This is a genomic window from Candidatus Sphingomonas colombiensis, from assembly GCA_029202845.1.
GTDB lineage: Bacteria > Pseudomonadota > Alphaproteobacteria > Sphingomonadales > Sphingomonadaceae > Sphingomonas > Sphingomonas colombiensis.
Genome location: CP119315.1, coordinates 3,482,084 through 3,497,763, shown reverse-complemented (window position 1 = coordinate 3,497,763; position 15,680 = coordinate 3,482,084). Strand labels below are relative to the sequence as shown.

The window sequence follows — 15,680 nt, the reverse complement described above, 5'->3', positions numbered from 1 at the left end:
TACAATGACTCCCCGTAACGAACTTCTCTTTTGCGCGCTCGGCGGATCGGGCGAAATCGGCATGAACGTCAACCTATATGGCACCCAGGGCAAATGGCTGATGGTGGATATGGGCGTGACGTTCGCCGACCACAGCTATCCCGGCATCGATCTCGTGCTGCCGGACCTTTCGTTCATCGAGGAGCGCCGCGAGGAACTGGCCGGGATCGTTCTGACCCACGGGCATGAGGATCATATCGGCGCGCTTCCCTATCTGGCGCAGGATTTGGGCGTGCCGCTGTATGCGACGCCGTTCACCGCCGGGCTGATCCACGGCAAGCTGGAGGAGGAGCGGATCGCCGATCGGGTCGATCTGCGCGTGATCCAGCCGCGCGAGCGGTTCGCGGTCGGGCCGTTCGACATTCGTTTCGTGCCGCTGGCGCATTCGATCCCCGAAGCGAGCGCGCTGGAGATCAGCACGCCCCATGCCCGCGTTTTCCATACCGGCGATTGGAAGCTCGATCCGAGCCCGGTGATCGGCAAGCCCGCGACCGAGCAGGAATTGCGCGACATCGGCGATGCCGGGATCGATGTGCTGGTGTGCGATTCGACCAATGTTTTCAATGCGGAGGCTTCCGGCTCCGAAAGCTCTGTGCAGCGCGGGCTGGCTGAGGCGGTCGCAAAGGCGCGCGGGCGCGTGCTGGTGACGAGCTTCGCCTCGAATGCCGCGCGTCTGGCCACGCTGGGCCGGGTGGCGAAGGAGACCGGGCGGAAGCTTTGCGTCACCGGGCGCTCGCTCGATCGGATCATCCGTGTCGCCAAATCATGCGGCTATCTGCGCGATTTTCCCGAAACGATCGATCCCGATACGGCGATGCGGCTGCCGCGCAACAGCGTGCTGATCGTCGCGACGGGCGGGCAGGGTGAGGCGCGCGCCGCGCTTTCGCGCGTGGCCGAGGGATCGCATCCGATCTCGCTCGATGCCGGTGACACGGTGATCTTCTCGTCGAAGCAGATCCCCGGCAACGAAGTCGCGATCGGCCGTATCCAGAATATCCTCGCCGGGCGCGGGGTGGAAATGGTGACCGAGAAGCAGGCGCACGTCCACGTCTCCGGCCATCCCGGCCGCCCCGAGCTGGCGGCGATGTATGACTGGGTTCGCCCGAGCCTGCTGGTGCCGGTGCACGGCGAGATGCGGCATCTGATGGAACATGCCCGTTTCGGTCTGTCGCAGGGCGTGCCTCGCGCGCTGGTGCAGACCGATGGCGATCTGGTGCGGCTGGCGCCCGGCGCGCCGGAAAAGCTCGGCCACGTTCCGGTCGGGCGGCTGGTGCTCGACGGCGATGTGATCCTGCCGGCGGATGGCGTGACGATCAACGAGCGCCGTAAGCTTGGTATCAACGGCCAGATGTCGGTCGCGGTCGCGGTGACGCGTGAGGGGCGGCTTGCCGGTGCGCCGCAGGTGCGTTTGCAGGGCGTGCCGGTCGAGGAAGAGCGCGATCCGTTCGTTGCCGAGGCTGAGGAGGCCGCCGCCGAGGCGGTGCGTAGCTCCAGCGGCAATGCCGCACGGCTGCGCGAGGATGTGCGGCTCGCGGTGCGCCGTGTCGCGACGCGCTGGACGGGCAAGAAGCCGATCGTCGATGTGCTGATCGTGGAGGTCTGAGGCGATGCGCTGGACGTCGATGCTGGCGATCTATGTCCTGTTCTGGGCATTTTCGGTGTTTCTGGTGTTGCCGTTCGGCGTCCGCACCGCCGATGAGGCGAGGGTGGAGCGGGTGCCGGGGCAGGCGGAGAGCGCTCCGCATGATTTCCGCGTCGGGCGCACCGCGTTTCGCGTGACCATCGTCGCGACAGTGCTGTTTCTGCTGTTCCTCGCCAATTACCAGTTCGGCTGGGTCACCACCGACATGCTCGATGTTCTGGATATCGCCAACGGCCTGTAAGCGCGCGTTGGAATAAGGGCGCGGGAAAAGGGGGCCACGCCTCCGCGCCAGACAAGCGCCGCCCCGATCCCGCGTCGCGAGATGCCGGGGCTCAGCGCAACCGCTCGATCGCCTGCGCCAGCGCGACGTAGAGCTTGCCCATGTCGGATGAGAGCAGCGTAACGCCAAGCGGCGATCCGTCACGCTGTGTCAGGATGGTGCGCAGCATCGCCTCGAAATCGTGGATGTAGCGATTGACCTGCTCGCGGAAGGCGAGATCGTCGTCATATAGCCGCGCGATATCGCGCTGTTCGTTCGAATCGAGCAGCCGCACCGCGCGCCGCGTGAACACGCCGCGATCGCCCTTCAGATAGGCGGACCAGGCGCTGTCGGCGATATCCGGCGCGAAGGTGCGGGTGATGTCGATCGATGCGGAGTTGAGCGCCTCGATCAGCAGCGACGCGCGCTTGGCGAAGCTCTCGCGCTCATGCTCCTCGCGCTCGCTATGGGCAAGTTCGATCTTGGTTTCGACCAGCGCCGCTTGTTCGTCGATCTTGCGGATCTGCAGATCCAGCTCGGCAGCGGCGCGCGAGGTGGCGGCGATGGCGTTTTCGGCCACGGTCGCGAGTTCGGCGATCGTCTTGTCGAAGCCTTTGTCGACTGCTTGCCGCAACGCGATGACGCCCGATTTTTCCAGCGCCTCGGCGGCTTCGGGGATAACCTTGGCGAGCGTGTCGCGGGCATGTTCCGCCGCCTGCGTCGCGGTGTCGCGAACGCGCAGCAGCGATTCCAGCAGACGCGGCGCGGCTTCCTCGGCCAGCCGGTTGGCGCGTTCGGAGGCTTCGTCGACCATCTGGCCGATCGCATCCGCCTTGGCGCGGCCGCTGGTGAGCGATTCGAGCAGAGTGCTGGTCAGCGCATCGACGTTGCGGCGCTGATTGGCGATGACCTGCGCGATCGCCTCGATCGCGTCATGCGTGCTCTCCGCCGCGGTGACGAGCGCGAGCAGTTCGGGCTTGGTCGCGGTAACCGCCGCCTTGGACGCGGCGAAGCGGCTGTCCAGCCGGTCGACCGCGGCGGGCATCGTCTCATCCATTTCGCGCGACGCGGCGTCGAGCGCGGCCAACAGCGATTCGGTGGTGCCGATGGCGCGGTTCGCCATGTCGTCGCCGGCGCGCAGCGCCTCGGTCATGGCGTCGGCCGAGCCGCCGAGCGCGCTGATCGAGGCGGCGAGCAGATGCGATCGCTCCACGCCCTGCTGGTGCAGTGCCTCCAGCTTGCGCTCCACATCGGCGATCCCACCGTCGAGCGAGGTGAGCAGCATGTCACCGGCACCGCGCTGTGCATCGAGCCGCGCCGCGACGCGATCGATCACCACCTCGATCAGGCTGATGCGATCGGCGAGCGATTCCGCGCTCTCCCGCGCGGCCGTATCGAGTGCGGCCTGATTGGCGCCGACCATCGCCAGCATCGCATCGCCCTGCGCGGCGATGCTCTTGCGCGATTCATCGATCGCGTTCGCGGTGCGATCCAGCATCGTGTCGATCGCAGAGGACATTTCGGCGGTGACCGATTCGAGCCGCGTGCCGGCATTTTCGCTGGTCGATTCCATCCGCGCGATATGCGCGGCGAGCTTCTGCGCGGCGCCCCCGGCCACCGTTTCGGCCTCGCGCCCGCGATCGGCGAGCGCGCTGACCTGCACATCCAGCGCGGCGGCTTGCTCGCCCGCGGCGAGCCCGGCCCGGTCGATATGGATGACGAGGTTGGCGATTTCCTCCGCTGCGCGCGGCACGCCCGACATCAGGATATTGAGATTGTCCTGCGCCGCCTGAGCGGTGTCGGAGAGCGAGCGGGCATGGCTGTTCGCCACTGCCACTTCCTCGGATAGCCCGCTGCCGATCGCGGCAAGGCGCGCGGTGGTCGCGTCGCCGAGCGCGGAGAGCGCCTGCGCCTGCTCGTTGAGTTGCGCGCGATTGGCCTGAATCGCGGCGGTCAGCGCTGCGACGGTCTGTTCGAGCATCGCGGCTTCGGCACGCATCGCGCGCGCCGTCGCACCGAAGCGCCGTGCCTCTGCCGTGCTGGTGCGCAGCGCGATCAGCCACACGACCCCCGCCAGCAGCGGCACGGTAACCAGCGCGGCGACGAATTGCGCGATCGCGACCGGCGTCATCTCTGGCAAGCTGTTCCACGCGAGCGCGACCAGCGTGCCGACCCAGGCGAGCGAAAACACGCCAAGCAGCACCGGCCCGATCGTACGCCACATCGAGGGAGGAAGTTCATCCTCCACCAATCCGCTACTGGCCAGCGGGCCTAGCTCCGTAACCTCGAACTCATCGAGGAACAGGGGCTGTTCCTCGTTCGCTGCCACCGGGTTGGATGGCGTATTGACGGCCTCGCGCAGCCCGATCATCGTTGTTCCCCCGCTCATCGGAGGGGTTTACCACGAATCGCCCGCCGACAAAGCGATTAGCGCGCCGTGCCTGGCTCGCTTCGCCGCATCGCGCTGCCCACCCGGCTTTGTCGCCCCGCTGCCGGTGCGATGTTTAGGGCAATGATTCGTGCGCTTGCGCCACGCATCGTTTGCCATCGCCGCGTTGGTCGCTAACAGCGCGGGGATGCTCGCGGGATTGCTGTTCGCCGTTCAAGATGCCGATGACCGTCCGGGAACCCTGGCGGCCACGCTGCCGTTCGCCGGCGTCACGCTGATCGAATATCAGGCGCGGTTGCTGGCGGGGGCAGGGGCATCGCAGCTCGTGATAGTCGTCTCGCGTCTGACGCCTGAATTGCTCGGTGCGATCGCACGGATCGGGCGGCGCGGGATGAGCGTCGATACCGTGCGCAGCGCGGCGGAGGCGAGCGCGCGGCTGCATCCACTGGCGCAGATCGTGATGCTGGCGGATGGCCTTATCACCTCCGACACCGCGATCACCGCTTTCGCGCACGAGGGGGGCGATGCCCTGCTGGTGGTGGATGCGGGCAGCGCGCTGGCGGATTATGAGCGACTTGGCGGCGGCCTCGCCTGGGCCGGCATCGCGCGGCTTGATGCGCGACGGCTGGGCGAAGTGGCCGCGCTGCCGAGCGATTATGATGTGCAATCGGCGCTGCTCCACGTCACCGCGCAGGCCGGCGCGCGCCATATCATGATGCCGGTTGGCCAGGCCGGTGCGGGCCATGGCGTCGAACGGCGCGGCGCCGCGCTGGAGGAGCGCAGCCGTGCGGTGGTGATGGCCACGCTTGCGACGCGGCCGTCATGGTTCGATCGCTGGGTGGTGCGGCCGATCGCCGGCATCGTCCTGCCGCCGCTGGTGCGACGCGCTGCATCCACCGTAGCGGTTGCGGCGGGGGCGGGCGTGGCGGTGCTCGTCGGGCTGGGGATGGTCGCTGCCGGTTATCATGCGATCGGTTTGCTCGCCGCGCTTGCCGGGATGATCGCGGCGGTGATGGGGGAGCGCGTCGCATGGCTGCGGGATGAAGTGCGGCTCGCGCAGGCGCTGAACTGGGCGATCCTCGCGGTGCCGGCGCTGGCGGGGGTGCTGCTCGGCTATTCGATCGATTCATTCGCCGCGACCGATTCGGCGCTGATCGTCGCGATCGTGATGATTGCGGCCGGTACGCTCGGCGAGCGCGCTGCGAGCGCGGTGCCGCGGGCCGCCTGGTGGGCGACGCCGCCCGCTTATCTGCTGGTGCTCGCGGTGCTGACATTGGTGCGGGTGCCGATGGCCGGGCTGGTGCTGGCGGCGATTTATGCCTTCGCGACTTTAGGCGCTGCGATAGAGTTACTTCGTCGTCAGGCTTAGTGCCCTCTTAACGACATTGCCCTAATCCGATTCTCATGCCGGTCGATCAGGACGACCCCTTGCACGCGATCGCTCCAGACGCCGCGCCGATTTTCGCGCGTGCGGCGCGGGCAGACGCGCGCGCGGAACGGCGGCTGAATGCCGCGATCGACGACTTTTTTCTGGCGGCGCACGATCGGCTGGACGATCGCACCCGCGCCGCGCTCCACAGCGCGATCGGCGCGATGCTTGAAGGCATAGAGCGCGAGCTCGCCGCCCATGCCACCCGCCTGCTGACGCGCGGGGCCGGCGGGATCGTGTCCGCCGATCCGGCGGAAACGCTGCGGCGGCTGGTCGATGCGGGATTGTTGCGCGATCCGGATCTGATGGCGGAGCTGATCGGGCAGATCCGGCTGGCGCTGCTCGGGCGGGCGCTTGTCGCGAATCGGGAGCCGGGTACGCCCGCGATGTTGCTGCCGCGGCTCGCGCAGGGCGATGATGCCGTAACCGCGGCGGCCGCGCGCGACTATATTCTGGCGGATGGGCGGCGCGACACCAGTGTCGGCTTGCCGCCCGATCTGCATCGCCGTGTCGTGTGGTGGATCGCCGCCGCGCTGCGTGAGGTTCGTCCGGGCAACGCCGATCAGGCGCTGGTCGACGCGGCCGTGCGCAGTATCGATGCGCATGATGAGGGCGCGCGGCTCGATCCGATCGCGCTTAGGCTTGCCGCTGCGATCGACGCGCGGGCTGATGAGCTTCCCGCGTTGCTGATCGAGGCGCTGGGCGATGGCCGCGCTGAGCTTGCCGCCGCATTGATCGCCTATATCCAGCGGATCGATCTGCGAGAGGCGCGCACGCTGCTGCTCGATCCCGATGGCGATCGGTTGTGGCTGGTGCTGCGTGCGCATGGATTCGCGCGTGACGCGCTGGCGCGGGTGGCGCTGCTGCTGGCCGATGCCGATCCGCGCCGCGATATCGAAGCGTTCGCCGATCTGCTCGATACGATCGCGGCGATCCCGGTGGCCGCCGCGCGTGAGGCGCTCGCGCCGCTTTCGCTCCACGCCGATTTCCGTCGCGCGATCCGCGCGCTCGAACGATCGCGCCGGGCATGAGCGAAGGCATGGCGCTGACCGCGCGATTGGATCACGCGGACCGGCTGGTATCGGCCGATGCGGATTTCACGATGCTCAACGATCGCGCGGGCGGCGCGGTGGGCGAATTGCTTGCCGTGCCGCAACTCGCGACGGTGGTGCGGCTGGCGCGGCGGTTGCGCATCCTCGTCCAGCGGACGGTGGTGATCGCGGATGCGGACGTCGATCTGGAATGCTGGGTGCGCGCGGTGCCGACCGCCGATGGCGTCACGCTTTCGGTGGCGCCGATGCGAGAGCGCCCCGCGTGGCGCAGCGCGGTGGCCGCGACGCAACTCGCCCCGCCGCCTGCCGGGGCGGATTGGGTGTGGGAAATCGACGCGGCGCTGCGCATCGCGCATCTGCCGGTCGACGCGGGCACGGCACATGGCCTCGATCCGTCCGCGCTGATCGGCAAGCCGCTGACCGAATTGTTCACGCTGCTGCCCGATGCCGGTGGCGGGATGACGCTGCTGGAGGCCATGGCGGCGCAGCGCGATTTCGACGGCCAAGCGGCGACGATTCGCGGCTCGGCGGAACGCGTGACGCTCGCGGGCACCGCGCGGCGCAACGCAATGGGTGTGTTCGCCGGCTTTGTCGGCGGGGTATTCCTGCCCGTGAAAAAGGTTGAAGACGCCGGGCCGGCGCCGGTGGAGGCGTTCAACACCCGGCTCGACGGCATCCTGCGCGGCCCGCTCGGCCGGATCATCGCCAATGCCGATAGCATCAACGCCGCGACCGACGGCCCGATCGACCCGCATTACGTTGATTATGCAGCGGATATCGCCAGCGCGGGCCGCCACCTGATGGGGCTGGTCGACGATCTCGCCGATCTCGAAGCGATCGAGCGCGACGATTTCCGCATCGAGTTCGAGACGGTCGATCTCGCCGATGTGCTGCGTCGCGCGGCGGGGTTGTTCGCGGTGCGGGCAGCGGATGCCGGGGTGACGATCGACATTGGCGGCGCGGATGAGCCGCTCGCCGGGATCGGCGAGTTCCGCCGCATCCTGCAGATTTTGGTCAATCTGATCGGCAATGCGCTGCGCTATTCCCCGCGCGGCGGCGCTGTGTGGCTGCGCGTCCAGCGTGATGGCGCGCAGGTGGTGGCGATCGTCGCCGATCAGGGCAACGGGATCGCGCCGGAGGATCAGGCGCGCATCTTCGCGAAGTTCGCCCGCGTCGATCCGCGTGAGCCCGGCGGTAGCGGGCTGGGTCTTTATATCTCGCGCCGGCTCGCCCGCGCGATGGGCGGGGATATAACGGTTGACAGCGCGGCGGGCGAGGGCGCGCGCTTCGTGCTGACGCTACCGGCGGCCTAATCGCCGCGCCGCGAGCACAAGGCACAATCCGAGTATCGAAACGATCGCGCCGCGATCCGCCCATGGGCGCTGATCGAGCATGAAACTCGATTCCGGCCAGTGGATGTAACCAAGCCCCTGACCGATCCACAACACGCCGATCAGGAAGAGAAGCACGCCCAGCACTGTCAGCGCCGGGCGTGCGATATGCATCAGCGCTTCGCCGCCGGCACGTACGGCCGCTGGGTCGGGCCGGTGTAGAGCTGGCGCGGGCGGCCGATCTTCTGATCGGGGTCCGTGATCATCTCGTTCCACTGCGCCACCCAGCCGACGGTGCGGGCGAGTGCGAACAGCGCGGTGAACATCGATGTCGGGAAGCCGATCGCCGACAGGATCACGCCGGAATAGAAATCGACGTTCGGGAACAGCTTCTTCTCGACGAAATAATCGTCGCTCAGCGCGATTTCCTCGAGCCGCATCGCGGTTTCGAACACGGGATCGCTGACGTTCAGCGCCTCGAACACCTCACGCACCGTCTTCTGCATCACGGTCGCGCGGGGATCGTAGTTCTTATAGACGCGGTGGCCGAAGCCCATCAGGCGGAACGGATCGTTCTTGTCCTTCGCGCGGGCGATGAACTCCGGAATGCGATCCGGCGTGCCGATCTCATGCAGCATGTTGAGCGCTGCCTCGTTCGCGCCGCCATGCGCCGGGCCCCACAGGCAGGCGATGCCCGCCGCGATGCACGCGAACGGATTGGCGCCCGACGAACCGGCGAGACGCACGGTGGAGGTCGATGCGTTCTGCTCGTGATCGGCGTGGAGGATGAAGATCCGGTCCATCGCCTTTTCCACCGCCGGGTGGATCTCATATTGCTCGGCCGGCACGCCGAACGTCATGCGCAGGAAATTGCCGGTGTAGCTCAGCGAGTTGTCCGGATAGAGGAACGGCTGCCCGACGCTGTATTTATACGCCATCGCCGCGATCGTCGGCATCTTTGCGATCAGCCGGTGCGACGCGATCATCCGCTGCTGCGGATCGTGGATATCGGTCGAATCGTGGTAGAAGGCCGAAAGCGCGCCGACCACGCCGCACATCACGGCCATCGGGTGCGCATCGCGACGGAAACCGCGATAGAAGGTCGCCAGCTGCTCGTGCAGCATCGTGTGGCGGGTGATCGTGCTCTCGAACTTCGTCAGTTCCTCGCTCTTCGGCAGTTCGCCGTTGAGCATGAGGTAGGCGACCTCCATGAAGCTCGAATTTTCCGCGAGATCGCCGATCGCATAGCCACGGTGAAGGAGCACGCCCTCATCACCATCGATATAGGTCAGCGCCGATCGGCACGACGCGGTCGAGGTGAAGCCGGGATCGTAGGTGAACGCACCCGTCGCGCCGTAAAGCTTGCGGATGTCCATCACGTCCGGACCGACCGAGCCGGACAGGACGGGATATTCGGAAGTCTTTCCAGCGAGGGAAAGCTGGGCATTCTCGGTCATATGTTCTCCTTCCCCGGCGTCAACGCATATGGTCTGCGATCCGCGCCAGGCTTTCTTCCCGGCCCAACAGGGCCAGCACGTCGAAGATCCCTGGCGAGGTCTTGCGACCGGTGAGAGCCACACGGAGCGGCTGTGCGACCTGGCCGAGCTTTACGCCCGCTGCCTCGGCCACTTGCCGTACCGCATCTTCGAGGGCCTCCGTATCCCAGTTGTGCAGCGCGTCAAGAGCGGCGTGCAACTGCGAGAGCAAAGCCGGAGCATCGCCCTCCAGCAAAGGCTGCGCATTGTCGTCGATCGTCAGCGGCCGGACGGCGAACAGGAACGCGGTATTGTCAGTCAGTTCGTTGAGATTCGCGGCGCGCGGCTTCAGCGACGGCATCGCGCGGACCAGAAGATCGCGATGCGGATCGCCCTCCGCCAGCCCCAGCCGCCCCGCAACCAGCGCAGCGAGTCGCGCGTCATCCGACTCGCGAATATAATGGCCGTTCAGATGCTCCAGCTTCTTCAGGTCGAAGCGCGAGGGCGATTTGCCGACATTGGCGAGATCGAACCATTCAACCGCCTGTTCGCGGCTGATGATCTCCGCATCGCCGTGCCCCCAGCCGAGCCGCATCAGATAATTGTCGAGCGCCTCGGGCAGGATGCCCAGTTCGTCGCGATATGCCTCGATCCCCACCGCGCCGTGACGCTTGGAGAGCTTCGCGCCGTCCGCGCCGTGGATCAGCGGGATATGCGCATAGGTCGGCTCGGGCCACGCCATCGCGCGATAGATCGGCAATTGGCGGAAGGCGTTGTTGAGATGGTCGTCGCCGCGGATCACATGGGTCACGCCCATATCGTGATCGTCGACCACCACCGCGAGCATATAGGTCGGCGTGCCATCGGAACGGACGAGCACCAGATCGTCCAGTTCGGCGTTCTGCACCGTCACTTCGCCCTGCACGAGATCATGGATCGTCGTTGCGCCGTCGAGCGGCGCCTTCAGGCGGATAACGTGCGGCGCGGCCGGATCGTTGGGCACCTTGTCACGCCACGGCGAACGGATGCGCAGCGGCTTCTTCGCGGCTTCGGCCTCGGCGCGCATCTGCGTCAATTCGTCCGGCGTCAGATAGCAGCGATAGGCGTTGCCGCCCGCCACCATCGCCTCGGCCACTTCGGCATGGCGTGCCACGCGGGCGAACTGGAAAACGGCGTCGCCGTCCCAGTCGAGGCCCAGCCAGCGCAACCCGTTGAGGATCGCGTCGATCGCCGGTTGGGTCGAGCGTGCGCGATCGGTATCCTCGATGCGCAGCAGGAATTTGCCGCCGTGATGGCGCGCGTAAAGCAGGTTGAACAGCGCGGTGCGCGCGCCGCCCAGATGAAGGAAGCCGGTGGGGGAAGGGGGCGAAACGAGTGACGACGGAGGTGTCACGCGCGCTCCCTGCGGCGGGATCGGTGGTTGCGCTCAAGCGCGCTTGCTCCCAAACTGAATTGTGACATGGCCAGTGTAGCCGGGGGCGCCCCTAGCACGCGCCCGATGCGGCTTCAAACCTTCGCCATTGAACAATGGCTGGAGGCGGAGCGCGATCAGCTCGTGCTGTGGCTGCCGGTGTTTCTTGGCGCGGGCGTTATCCTGTGGTTCGCGTTGCCCGATCCGCGCTCCTGGACGATCGCGATTCTGCTGGCTGCGGCGATCGCCACCTTCGCGATCGCGTTTCAGGCGGGCGGCCGGCTCGGAAGGTGCATCGCTGTCGGCGGTTTTGCGCTCGCGGCGGGAGTCGCGCTGATCTGGTGGCGGGCGGAGCGGGCGGCGGCGCCCGTGTTGCCCCGCGCCACGGTGGTGCGGTTCGAAGCGCGGGTGGAGCGGGCGCAGCCGCTCCCGGCGCGCGCGCTGGTGCGGCTGACGCTCGCGCCGACGCGTTGGCTCGATCGTGTGCCGGAAAATGCGCCGACCCGGATTCGCGTCAATCTGGCCGAGGCCGATTCGCCCGCCGGGATCGCTCCCGGTGCGATCGTCGCGATGCGCGCGCGATTGATGCCGCCCGCGCCACCGGCGGTGCCGGGCGCCTATGATTTCGAACGTGCGGCATGGTTCGACAGTCTGGGTGCGACGGGGCGGGGGCTGGCGCCGGTCTCGATCCTGTCGGGTGAGCGCAATGCGGAGGCGCTGCGCGTGCGCTTGTCGCGCCACATCCATCAACGGGTGGAAGGTAGCGCCGGCGGCATCGCGGCGGCGCTCGCGACCGGCGATACCAGCGCGATCGCCGATGCGGATGCGGAGGCGATGCGCCGATCCGGGCTGGCGCATCTGCTTGCGGTCAGCGGGCTGCATGTCTCCGCGGCGGTGGGAATCGCGATGCTGCTTGCGTCGCGGCTGTTTGCGCTGAACACGCGATTGGCGCTGAGCGGGCGCGTACCATTGTTGGCCGGCGCGGTCGGCGCGCTCGCCGCAATCGGCTACACTTTCCTAACCGGCGCCCAAGTCCCCACGATCCGCAGTTGCGTCGCCGCGCTGCTGGTGTTGACTGCGATGGCGCTGGGGCGTGAGGCGGTGACCTTACGGCTGGTCGCGACCGGCGCCTTCGTCGTCCTCCTGCTGTGGCCCGAAACTCTGGTCGGGCCGAGCTTCCAGCTTTCGTTCGCGGCGGTGACGACGATCGTCGCGTTGCACGAACATCCTGCGATCCGGCGCTGGTTCATGACGCGCGAGGAGGGCTGGATCGCGCGATTGTTGCGCAACGGTGGATCGCTGTTGCTCACCGGGCTGGTGATCGAATTCGCGCTGATGCCTATCGCTATTTATCACTTTCACCGTGCGGGGATTTACGGCGCGGTGGCGAATATCGCCGCGATCCCGCTCACCACGCTCGTCGTCATGCCACTGGAGGCTTTGGCGTTGCTGTTCGATGCGGTTGGGCTGGGCGCGCCGCTGTGGTGGCTGGCCGGCAAGGCGCTCGCGCTGTTGCTTTGGATCGCGCGCACCACCGTCGCCGCACCGGGATCGGTCACCGCGCTGCCCGCCATGCCCGGTGGCGCTTATGCATTGATGGCGGCGGGCGGATTGTGGCTCGCATTGTGGCGGACGCGGTGGCGGCGATTGGGTTTCGTGCCGCTGGCGATCGGTGCTGGCTGGGCGTTGGCAACGCCCGCGCCGGACCTGCTCCTCACTGGCGACGGGCGGCATGTCGCGATCCGCACCGTGCGCGGCGATCTCGCGGTGCTGCGCGATCGCACGGGGGAGTATGTGCGCGGAATGCTCGCGGAAAATGCCGGGTTTGAGGATGATCCGTTGCTCCTTTCGGAGCAGCCCGATGCCCAATGCAGCCGGGACGCGTGCGTGATGACGCGGGTGACGGGTGGTCGAGAGTGGCGAATCCTCGCGACGCGCAGCGGCTATCTGCCGCCATGGGAGGAGATGGTCGCGGCGTGCCGCGCGGTCGATATCGTGATCAGTGACCGCCGCCTGCCGCGCGCCTGTGCCCCTCGCTGGCTGCTGCTCGATCGCCCGACGCTGGAGAAGACCGGCGGTGTCGCATTGAGCCTCGCGGTGGGGAAGATCGTCACGGTACGCAAGCTGGGCGACCGCCACCCATGGGTCGCGGCGGCCACCACCGTGCCATCGCGAACCCGGCGACCTGCGCTTCGATATGGTGATCCTCGCGCAATCCCGGTTCCACTCACCAGCGAGCCCCCAAAGCGCGTACCGCTAGGTTCGCGCTAGCCCGGCAGCCGGCACCACGCGTGCGGACGCGCTCGCAGAGGCGATGATCCGCCCATCGGCATCGCGCAATTCGCCTTCGAGAAACGCGATCGTCTTGCCTAGTTGCACCAGCCGGCCTTCACCGATCAGCCGGCCGGGCCGGGCGGGCGCGAGGAATCGCGTGCTGAGTTCGATCGTCGCGCAATAAGCCGCGCCATCGGTTTTCACGAGAACGGTCGGCCCCAGCGTGTCATCGAGCATCGCGGCAAGGAAACCGCCCTGGATATTGCCGCCGGGATTGCAGAAGCCGCGATGCGCCTCGAACGCGATCCGCACCGCGCCGGTGGCGGGATCGGCGCTCAACAATGTCCAGCCGAGTGTTTCAGCGCACGGGGGCTTGGGAAAGCGATCGAAAATACTCATCGTGAGCGTTCCCCCGGCCGCTCCGGCCGGATCAGTCGTAGCGCCGCAGCAGGCCGGCGAGCTTGCCCTGCACCCGCACCTGCGCGGGGGCGTAGCGCTGCGGATCATAGCTGCGGTTGGCCGGGTCGAGCCGGACCATCGCGCCCTCGCGGCGGAAATATTTGAGCGTCGCCTCGCTATCGTCGATCAGCGCCACGACGATCTCGCCGTCGCGCGCGGTCTCGGTGCGGCGGATGAGTGCGTAATCGCCATCGAGAATTCCCGCCTCGACCATCGAATCACCCGCCACTTCCAGCGCGAAATGCTCGCCGGATCCCAGCAGCGCGGCCGGCACCGGAAGCGAGGTCGATCCCTCGAATGCCTCGATCGGCATGCCGGCGGCGATCCGCCCGTGAAGCGGAATTTCGACCACGTCGTTCGCCGGTTCCGGCATAGAGCGGCGTGCCGGCTGCGGTTGCGCGGTGGCGGGCCTGCGCGGCTCGATGCGCTCCGGCATCTTCACCACTTCCAGCGCGCGCGCGCGATTGGGCAGACGGCGCAGGAAACCGCGTTCTTCCAACGCGCTGATCAGCCGATGGACGCCGGACTTGGATTTCAGCTCCAGCGCGTCCTTCATTTCCTCGAACGAAGGAGACACGCCGCTTTCGGCGAGGCGATCATGGATGAAACAGATCAGCTCATGCTGCTTCTTCGTAAGCATCGCGATCCTCCGCAGGCGAACAGACGCGGAACCTTTACGGAACAATTAAGGGCGGGTCAAGCGATGACGAGGATTTCCGCCGATTCGCCCGTGCGCGCCGCCGGCGCATATGGTTCGCGCACGATCAGGCAGTTCGCGCGCGCCAGCGTTGCCAGCATCGAGCTGTCCTGGATCGCGGCGGCATAGAGCAGGCCGTCGCGCAGTTCCGCGCGGATATAGTCGGTGCGGTCGCCGTTTGTTGGCAGTGGCTCTCCCAATATCGCGCGGGTGATGCGCGGCAACGGATCGCGCGCGCCAGCGATCGCCGCAGCGAGCGGGCGCACGAACAGCAGGCCGGTGACGAACGCGGACACCGGATTGCCTGGCAGGCCGATCACCATGCAATCGCCTCTTCGTCCCGCCATCATCGGCTTGCCGGGGCGAAGTGCGATGCGCCAGAAATCGATCGCCGCCCCGGCCGCTTCCAGCGCGGGACGAACCAGATCGTGATCGCCAACCGAGGCGCCCCCGGTCGTCACCAATATATCCGCCGTGACGGCGGCAAAGGCATCGCGCAACACCTCCAGCCGATCGGGCAGGATGCCGAGATCGACGAACTCGACCGGAAGCCCTTCCAGCATCGCGCGGAGCATCAGCCGGTTCGATTCGGGCAATCCGGACGCGTCGCCGCCGGGTTCGACCAGCTCATCCCCTGTCGCGGCGAGCGCGATGCGCACGGGGCGGGTGACGGTCACCGCGCGCGCGCCGCCGGTTGCGATAAGCGCAAGTCGCGCGGCCGTCAGCGCATCGCCGCGGGCGGCCAGCGTGTCACCTGCGTGGAAATCGAGCCCGCGCGGCCTGACATTCCGTGTCCGATGGGGTGGCCCTTCGCCGGCGAGATGAAGCGCTTCGCCCTCGCGCGCGGCTTCCTCTTGCACCAGCACCGTGTCCGCGCCGGGGGGCAGCGGCGCGCCGGTGAAGATGCGTACGGCCTCGCTGATGGCAATCGATCCGTCGAAGCCATGGCCTGCCGCGCTCTCCCCGATTACGCGCCATGGGCCGGGCATGTCGTCGAAACGGATCGCATAGCCATCCATCGCAGACAGATCCGCCTCGGGCTGGGTGCGGCGCGCGATCACCGGCTCGCGCAGATAGCGCCCGGCGGCGGAGAGCAGCGGCACGCTTTCGGTGGCGATGGTTGGCGCGAGCGCGATCAGCCGTGCTTGCGCCTCGGCGACCGGCAGGAGGAAGGGACTGGCCATGGCTCGTCCATCGCACGACGGCTCATCGGGGGCCACAGC

At 67.5% G+C, this 15,680-nt stretch carries 12 protein-coding genes and 1 pseudogene; 6 read left to right on the top strand and 7 right to left on the bottom strand.

Annotated elements, in window-relative coordinates; genetic code table 11:
* The first annotated feature begins 4 nt into the window (after positions 1-4).
* Positions 5-1,642: a ribonuclease J gene (locus tag P0Y64_17075; GenBank protein ID WEK43030.1), complete on the top strand. Its 1,638-nt coding sequence runs from the start codon at positions 5-7 to the stop codon at positions 1,640-1,642.
* 4 nt (positions 1,643-1,646) lie between these two features.
* Positions 1,647-1,922: a DUF1467 family protein gene (locus tag P0Y64_17070; GenBank protein WEK43029.1), complete on the top strand. Its 276-nt coding sequence runs from the start codon at positions 1,647-1,649 to the stop codon at positions 1,920-1,922.
* A 91-nt stretch (positions 1,923-2,013) separates the two neighbouring features.
* Here the strand turns inward: P0Y64_17070 and P0Y64_17065 are convergent, their stop codons facing one another.
* The gene (locus tag P0Y64_17065) at positions 2,014-4,311 is read right to left on the bottom strand and encodes a hypothetical protein (GenBank protein WEK43028.1); all 2,298 of its coding nucleotides are present in this window, start codon (positions 4,309-4,311) and stop codon (positions 2,014-2,016) included.
* Positions 4,312-4,465: 154 nt separating this feature from the next.
* Between P0Y64_17065 and P0Y64_17060 the strand changes: the two genes are divergently transcribed.
* From P0Y64_17060 to P0Y64_17050, 3 genes are read left to right on the top strand one after another with little or no spacing between them, the layout of a single operon-like run.
* A complete protein-coding gene (locus P0Y64_17060; GenBank protein ID WEK43027.1) occupies positions 4,466-5,698 on the top strand; it encodes a hypothetical protein in 1,233 nt (410 codons plus the stop codon).
* A gap of 35 nt (positions 5,699-5,733) precedes the next feature.
* Entirely contained in the window at positions 5,734-6,789 is a 1,056-nt protein-coding gene (locus tag P0Y64_17055; protein WEK43026.1) for a DUF2336 domain-containing protein, read from the top strand.
* The gene (locus tag P0Y64_17050) at positions 6,786-8,123 is read left to right on the top strand and encodes a HAMP domain-containing sensor histidine kinase (GenBank protein ID WEK43025.1); all 1,338 of its coding nucleotides are present in this window, start codon (positions 6,786-6,788) and stop codon (positions 8,121-8,123) included. The genes P0Y64_17055 and P0Y64_17050 overlap by 4 nt, the downstream gene beginning before the upstream one ends.
* On the opposite strand, the gene P0Y64_17045 is transcribed toward P0Y64_17050, so the two are convergent.
* The 3 genes and pseudogenes from P0Y64_17045 to gltX form a co-directional block, all read right to left on the bottom strand.
* The gene (locus P0Y64_17045; protein ID WEK43024.1) at positions 8,109-8,315 is read right to left on the bottom strand and encodes a hypothetical protein; all 207 of its coding nucleotides are present in this window, start codon (positions 8,313-8,315) and stop codon (positions 8,109-8,111) included. The genes P0Y64_17050 and P0Y64_17045 overlap by 15 nt on opposite strands.
* Complete coding sequence (locus P0Y64_17040; GenBank protein ID WEK43023.1) at positions 8,315-9,598, bottom strand: citrate synthase; 1,284 nt, start codon at positions 9,596-9,598, stop codon at positions 8,315-8,317. The genes P0Y64_17045 and P0Y64_17040 overlap by 1 nt, the downstream gene beginning before the upstream one ends.
* A 19-nt stretch (positions 9,599-9,617) precedes the next feature.
* Positions 9,618-11,046, bottom strand: a pseudogene (gltX, locus tag P0Y64_17035) (glutamate--tRNA ligase).
* Between the two features lie 68 nt (positions 11,047-11,114).
* Between gltX and P0Y64_17030 the strand changes: the two are divergent.
* A complete protein-coding gene (locus tag P0Y64_17030) occupies positions 11,115-13,298 on the top strand; it encodes a ComEC/Rec2 family competence protein (protein ID WEK43022.1) in 2,184 nt (727 codons plus the stop codon).
* Here the strand turns inward: P0Y64_17030 and P0Y64_17025 are convergent.
* From P0Y64_17025 to P0Y64_17015, 3 genes are read right to left on the bottom strand one after another with little or no spacing between them, the layout of a single operon-like run.
* Positions 13,284-13,700 carry a PaaI family thioesterase gene (locus P0Y64_17025; protein ID WEK43021.1) on the bottom strand — a complete coding sequence of 139 codons (417 nt, stop codon included), beginning with the start codon at positions 13,698-13,700 and terminating at the stop codon, positions 13,284-13,286. The genes P0Y64_17030 and P0Y64_17025 overlap by 15 nt on opposite strands.
* 31 nt (positions 13,701-13,731) lie before the next feature.
* Complete coding sequence (gene lexA / locus P0Y64_17020) at positions 13,732-14,400, bottom strand: transcriptional repressor LexA (protein WEK43020.1); 669 nt, start codon at positions 14,398-14,400, stop codon at positions 13,732-13,734.
* Positions 14,401-14,456: 56 nt separating this feature from the next.
* Positions 14,457-15,641, bottom strand: a complete 1,185-nt coding sequence (locus P0Y64_17015) for a molybdopterin molybdotransferase MoeA (protein WEK43019.1) — start codon at positions 15,639-15,641, stop codon at positions 14,457-14,459.
* Positions 15,642-15,680: the final 39 nt, after the last annotated feature.

Excerpts from the sequence above, each read along its gene's own strand:
- lexA (WEK43020.1), bottom strand. The coding sequence starts at position 14,400 with ATGCTTACGAAGAAGCAGCATGAGCTGATCTGTTTCATCCATGATCGC.
- P0Y64_17075 (WEK43030.1), top strand. The coding sequence starts at position 5 with ATGACTCCCCGTAACGAACTTCTCTTTTGCGCGCTCGGCGGATCGGGC.
- P0Y64_17050 (WEK43025.1), top strand. The coding sequence starts at position 6,786 with ATGAGCGAAGGCATGGCGCTGACCGCGCGATTGGATCACGCGGACCGG.
- P0Y64_17025 (WEK43021.1), bottom strand. The coding sequence starts at position 13,700 with ATGAGTATTTTCGATCGCTTTCCCAAGCCCCCGTGCGCTGAAACACTC.
- P0Y64_17040 (WEK43023.1), bottom strand. The coding sequence starts at position 9,598 with ATGACCGAGAATGCCCAGCTTTCCCTCGCTGGAAAGACTTCCGAATAT.
- P0Y64_17015 (WEK43019.1), bottom strand. The coding sequence starts at position 15,641 with ATGGCCAGTCCCTTCCTCCTGCCGGTCGCCGAGGCGCAAGCACGGCTG.
- P0Y64_17070 (WEK43029.1), top strand. The coding sequence starts at position 1,647 with ATGCGCTGGACGTCGATGCTGGCGATCTATGTCCTGTTCTGGGCATTT.
- P0Y64_17055 (WEK43026.1), top strand. The coding sequence starts at position 5,734 with ATGCCGGTCGATCAGGACGACCCCTTGCACGCGATCGCTCCAGACGCC.
- P0Y64_17045 (WEK43024.1), bottom strand. The coding sequence starts at position 8,315 with ATGCATATCGCACGCCCGGCGCTGACAGTGCTGGGCGTGCTTCTCTTC.
- P0Y64_17030 (WEK43022.1), top strand. The coding sequence starts at position 11,115 with ATGCGGCTTCAAACCTTCGCCATTGAACAATGGCTGGAGGCGGAGCGC.
- P0Y64_17065 (WEK43028.1), bottom strand. The coding sequence starts at position 4,311 with ATGATCGGGCTGCGCGAGGCCGTCAATACGCCATCCAACCCGGTGGCA.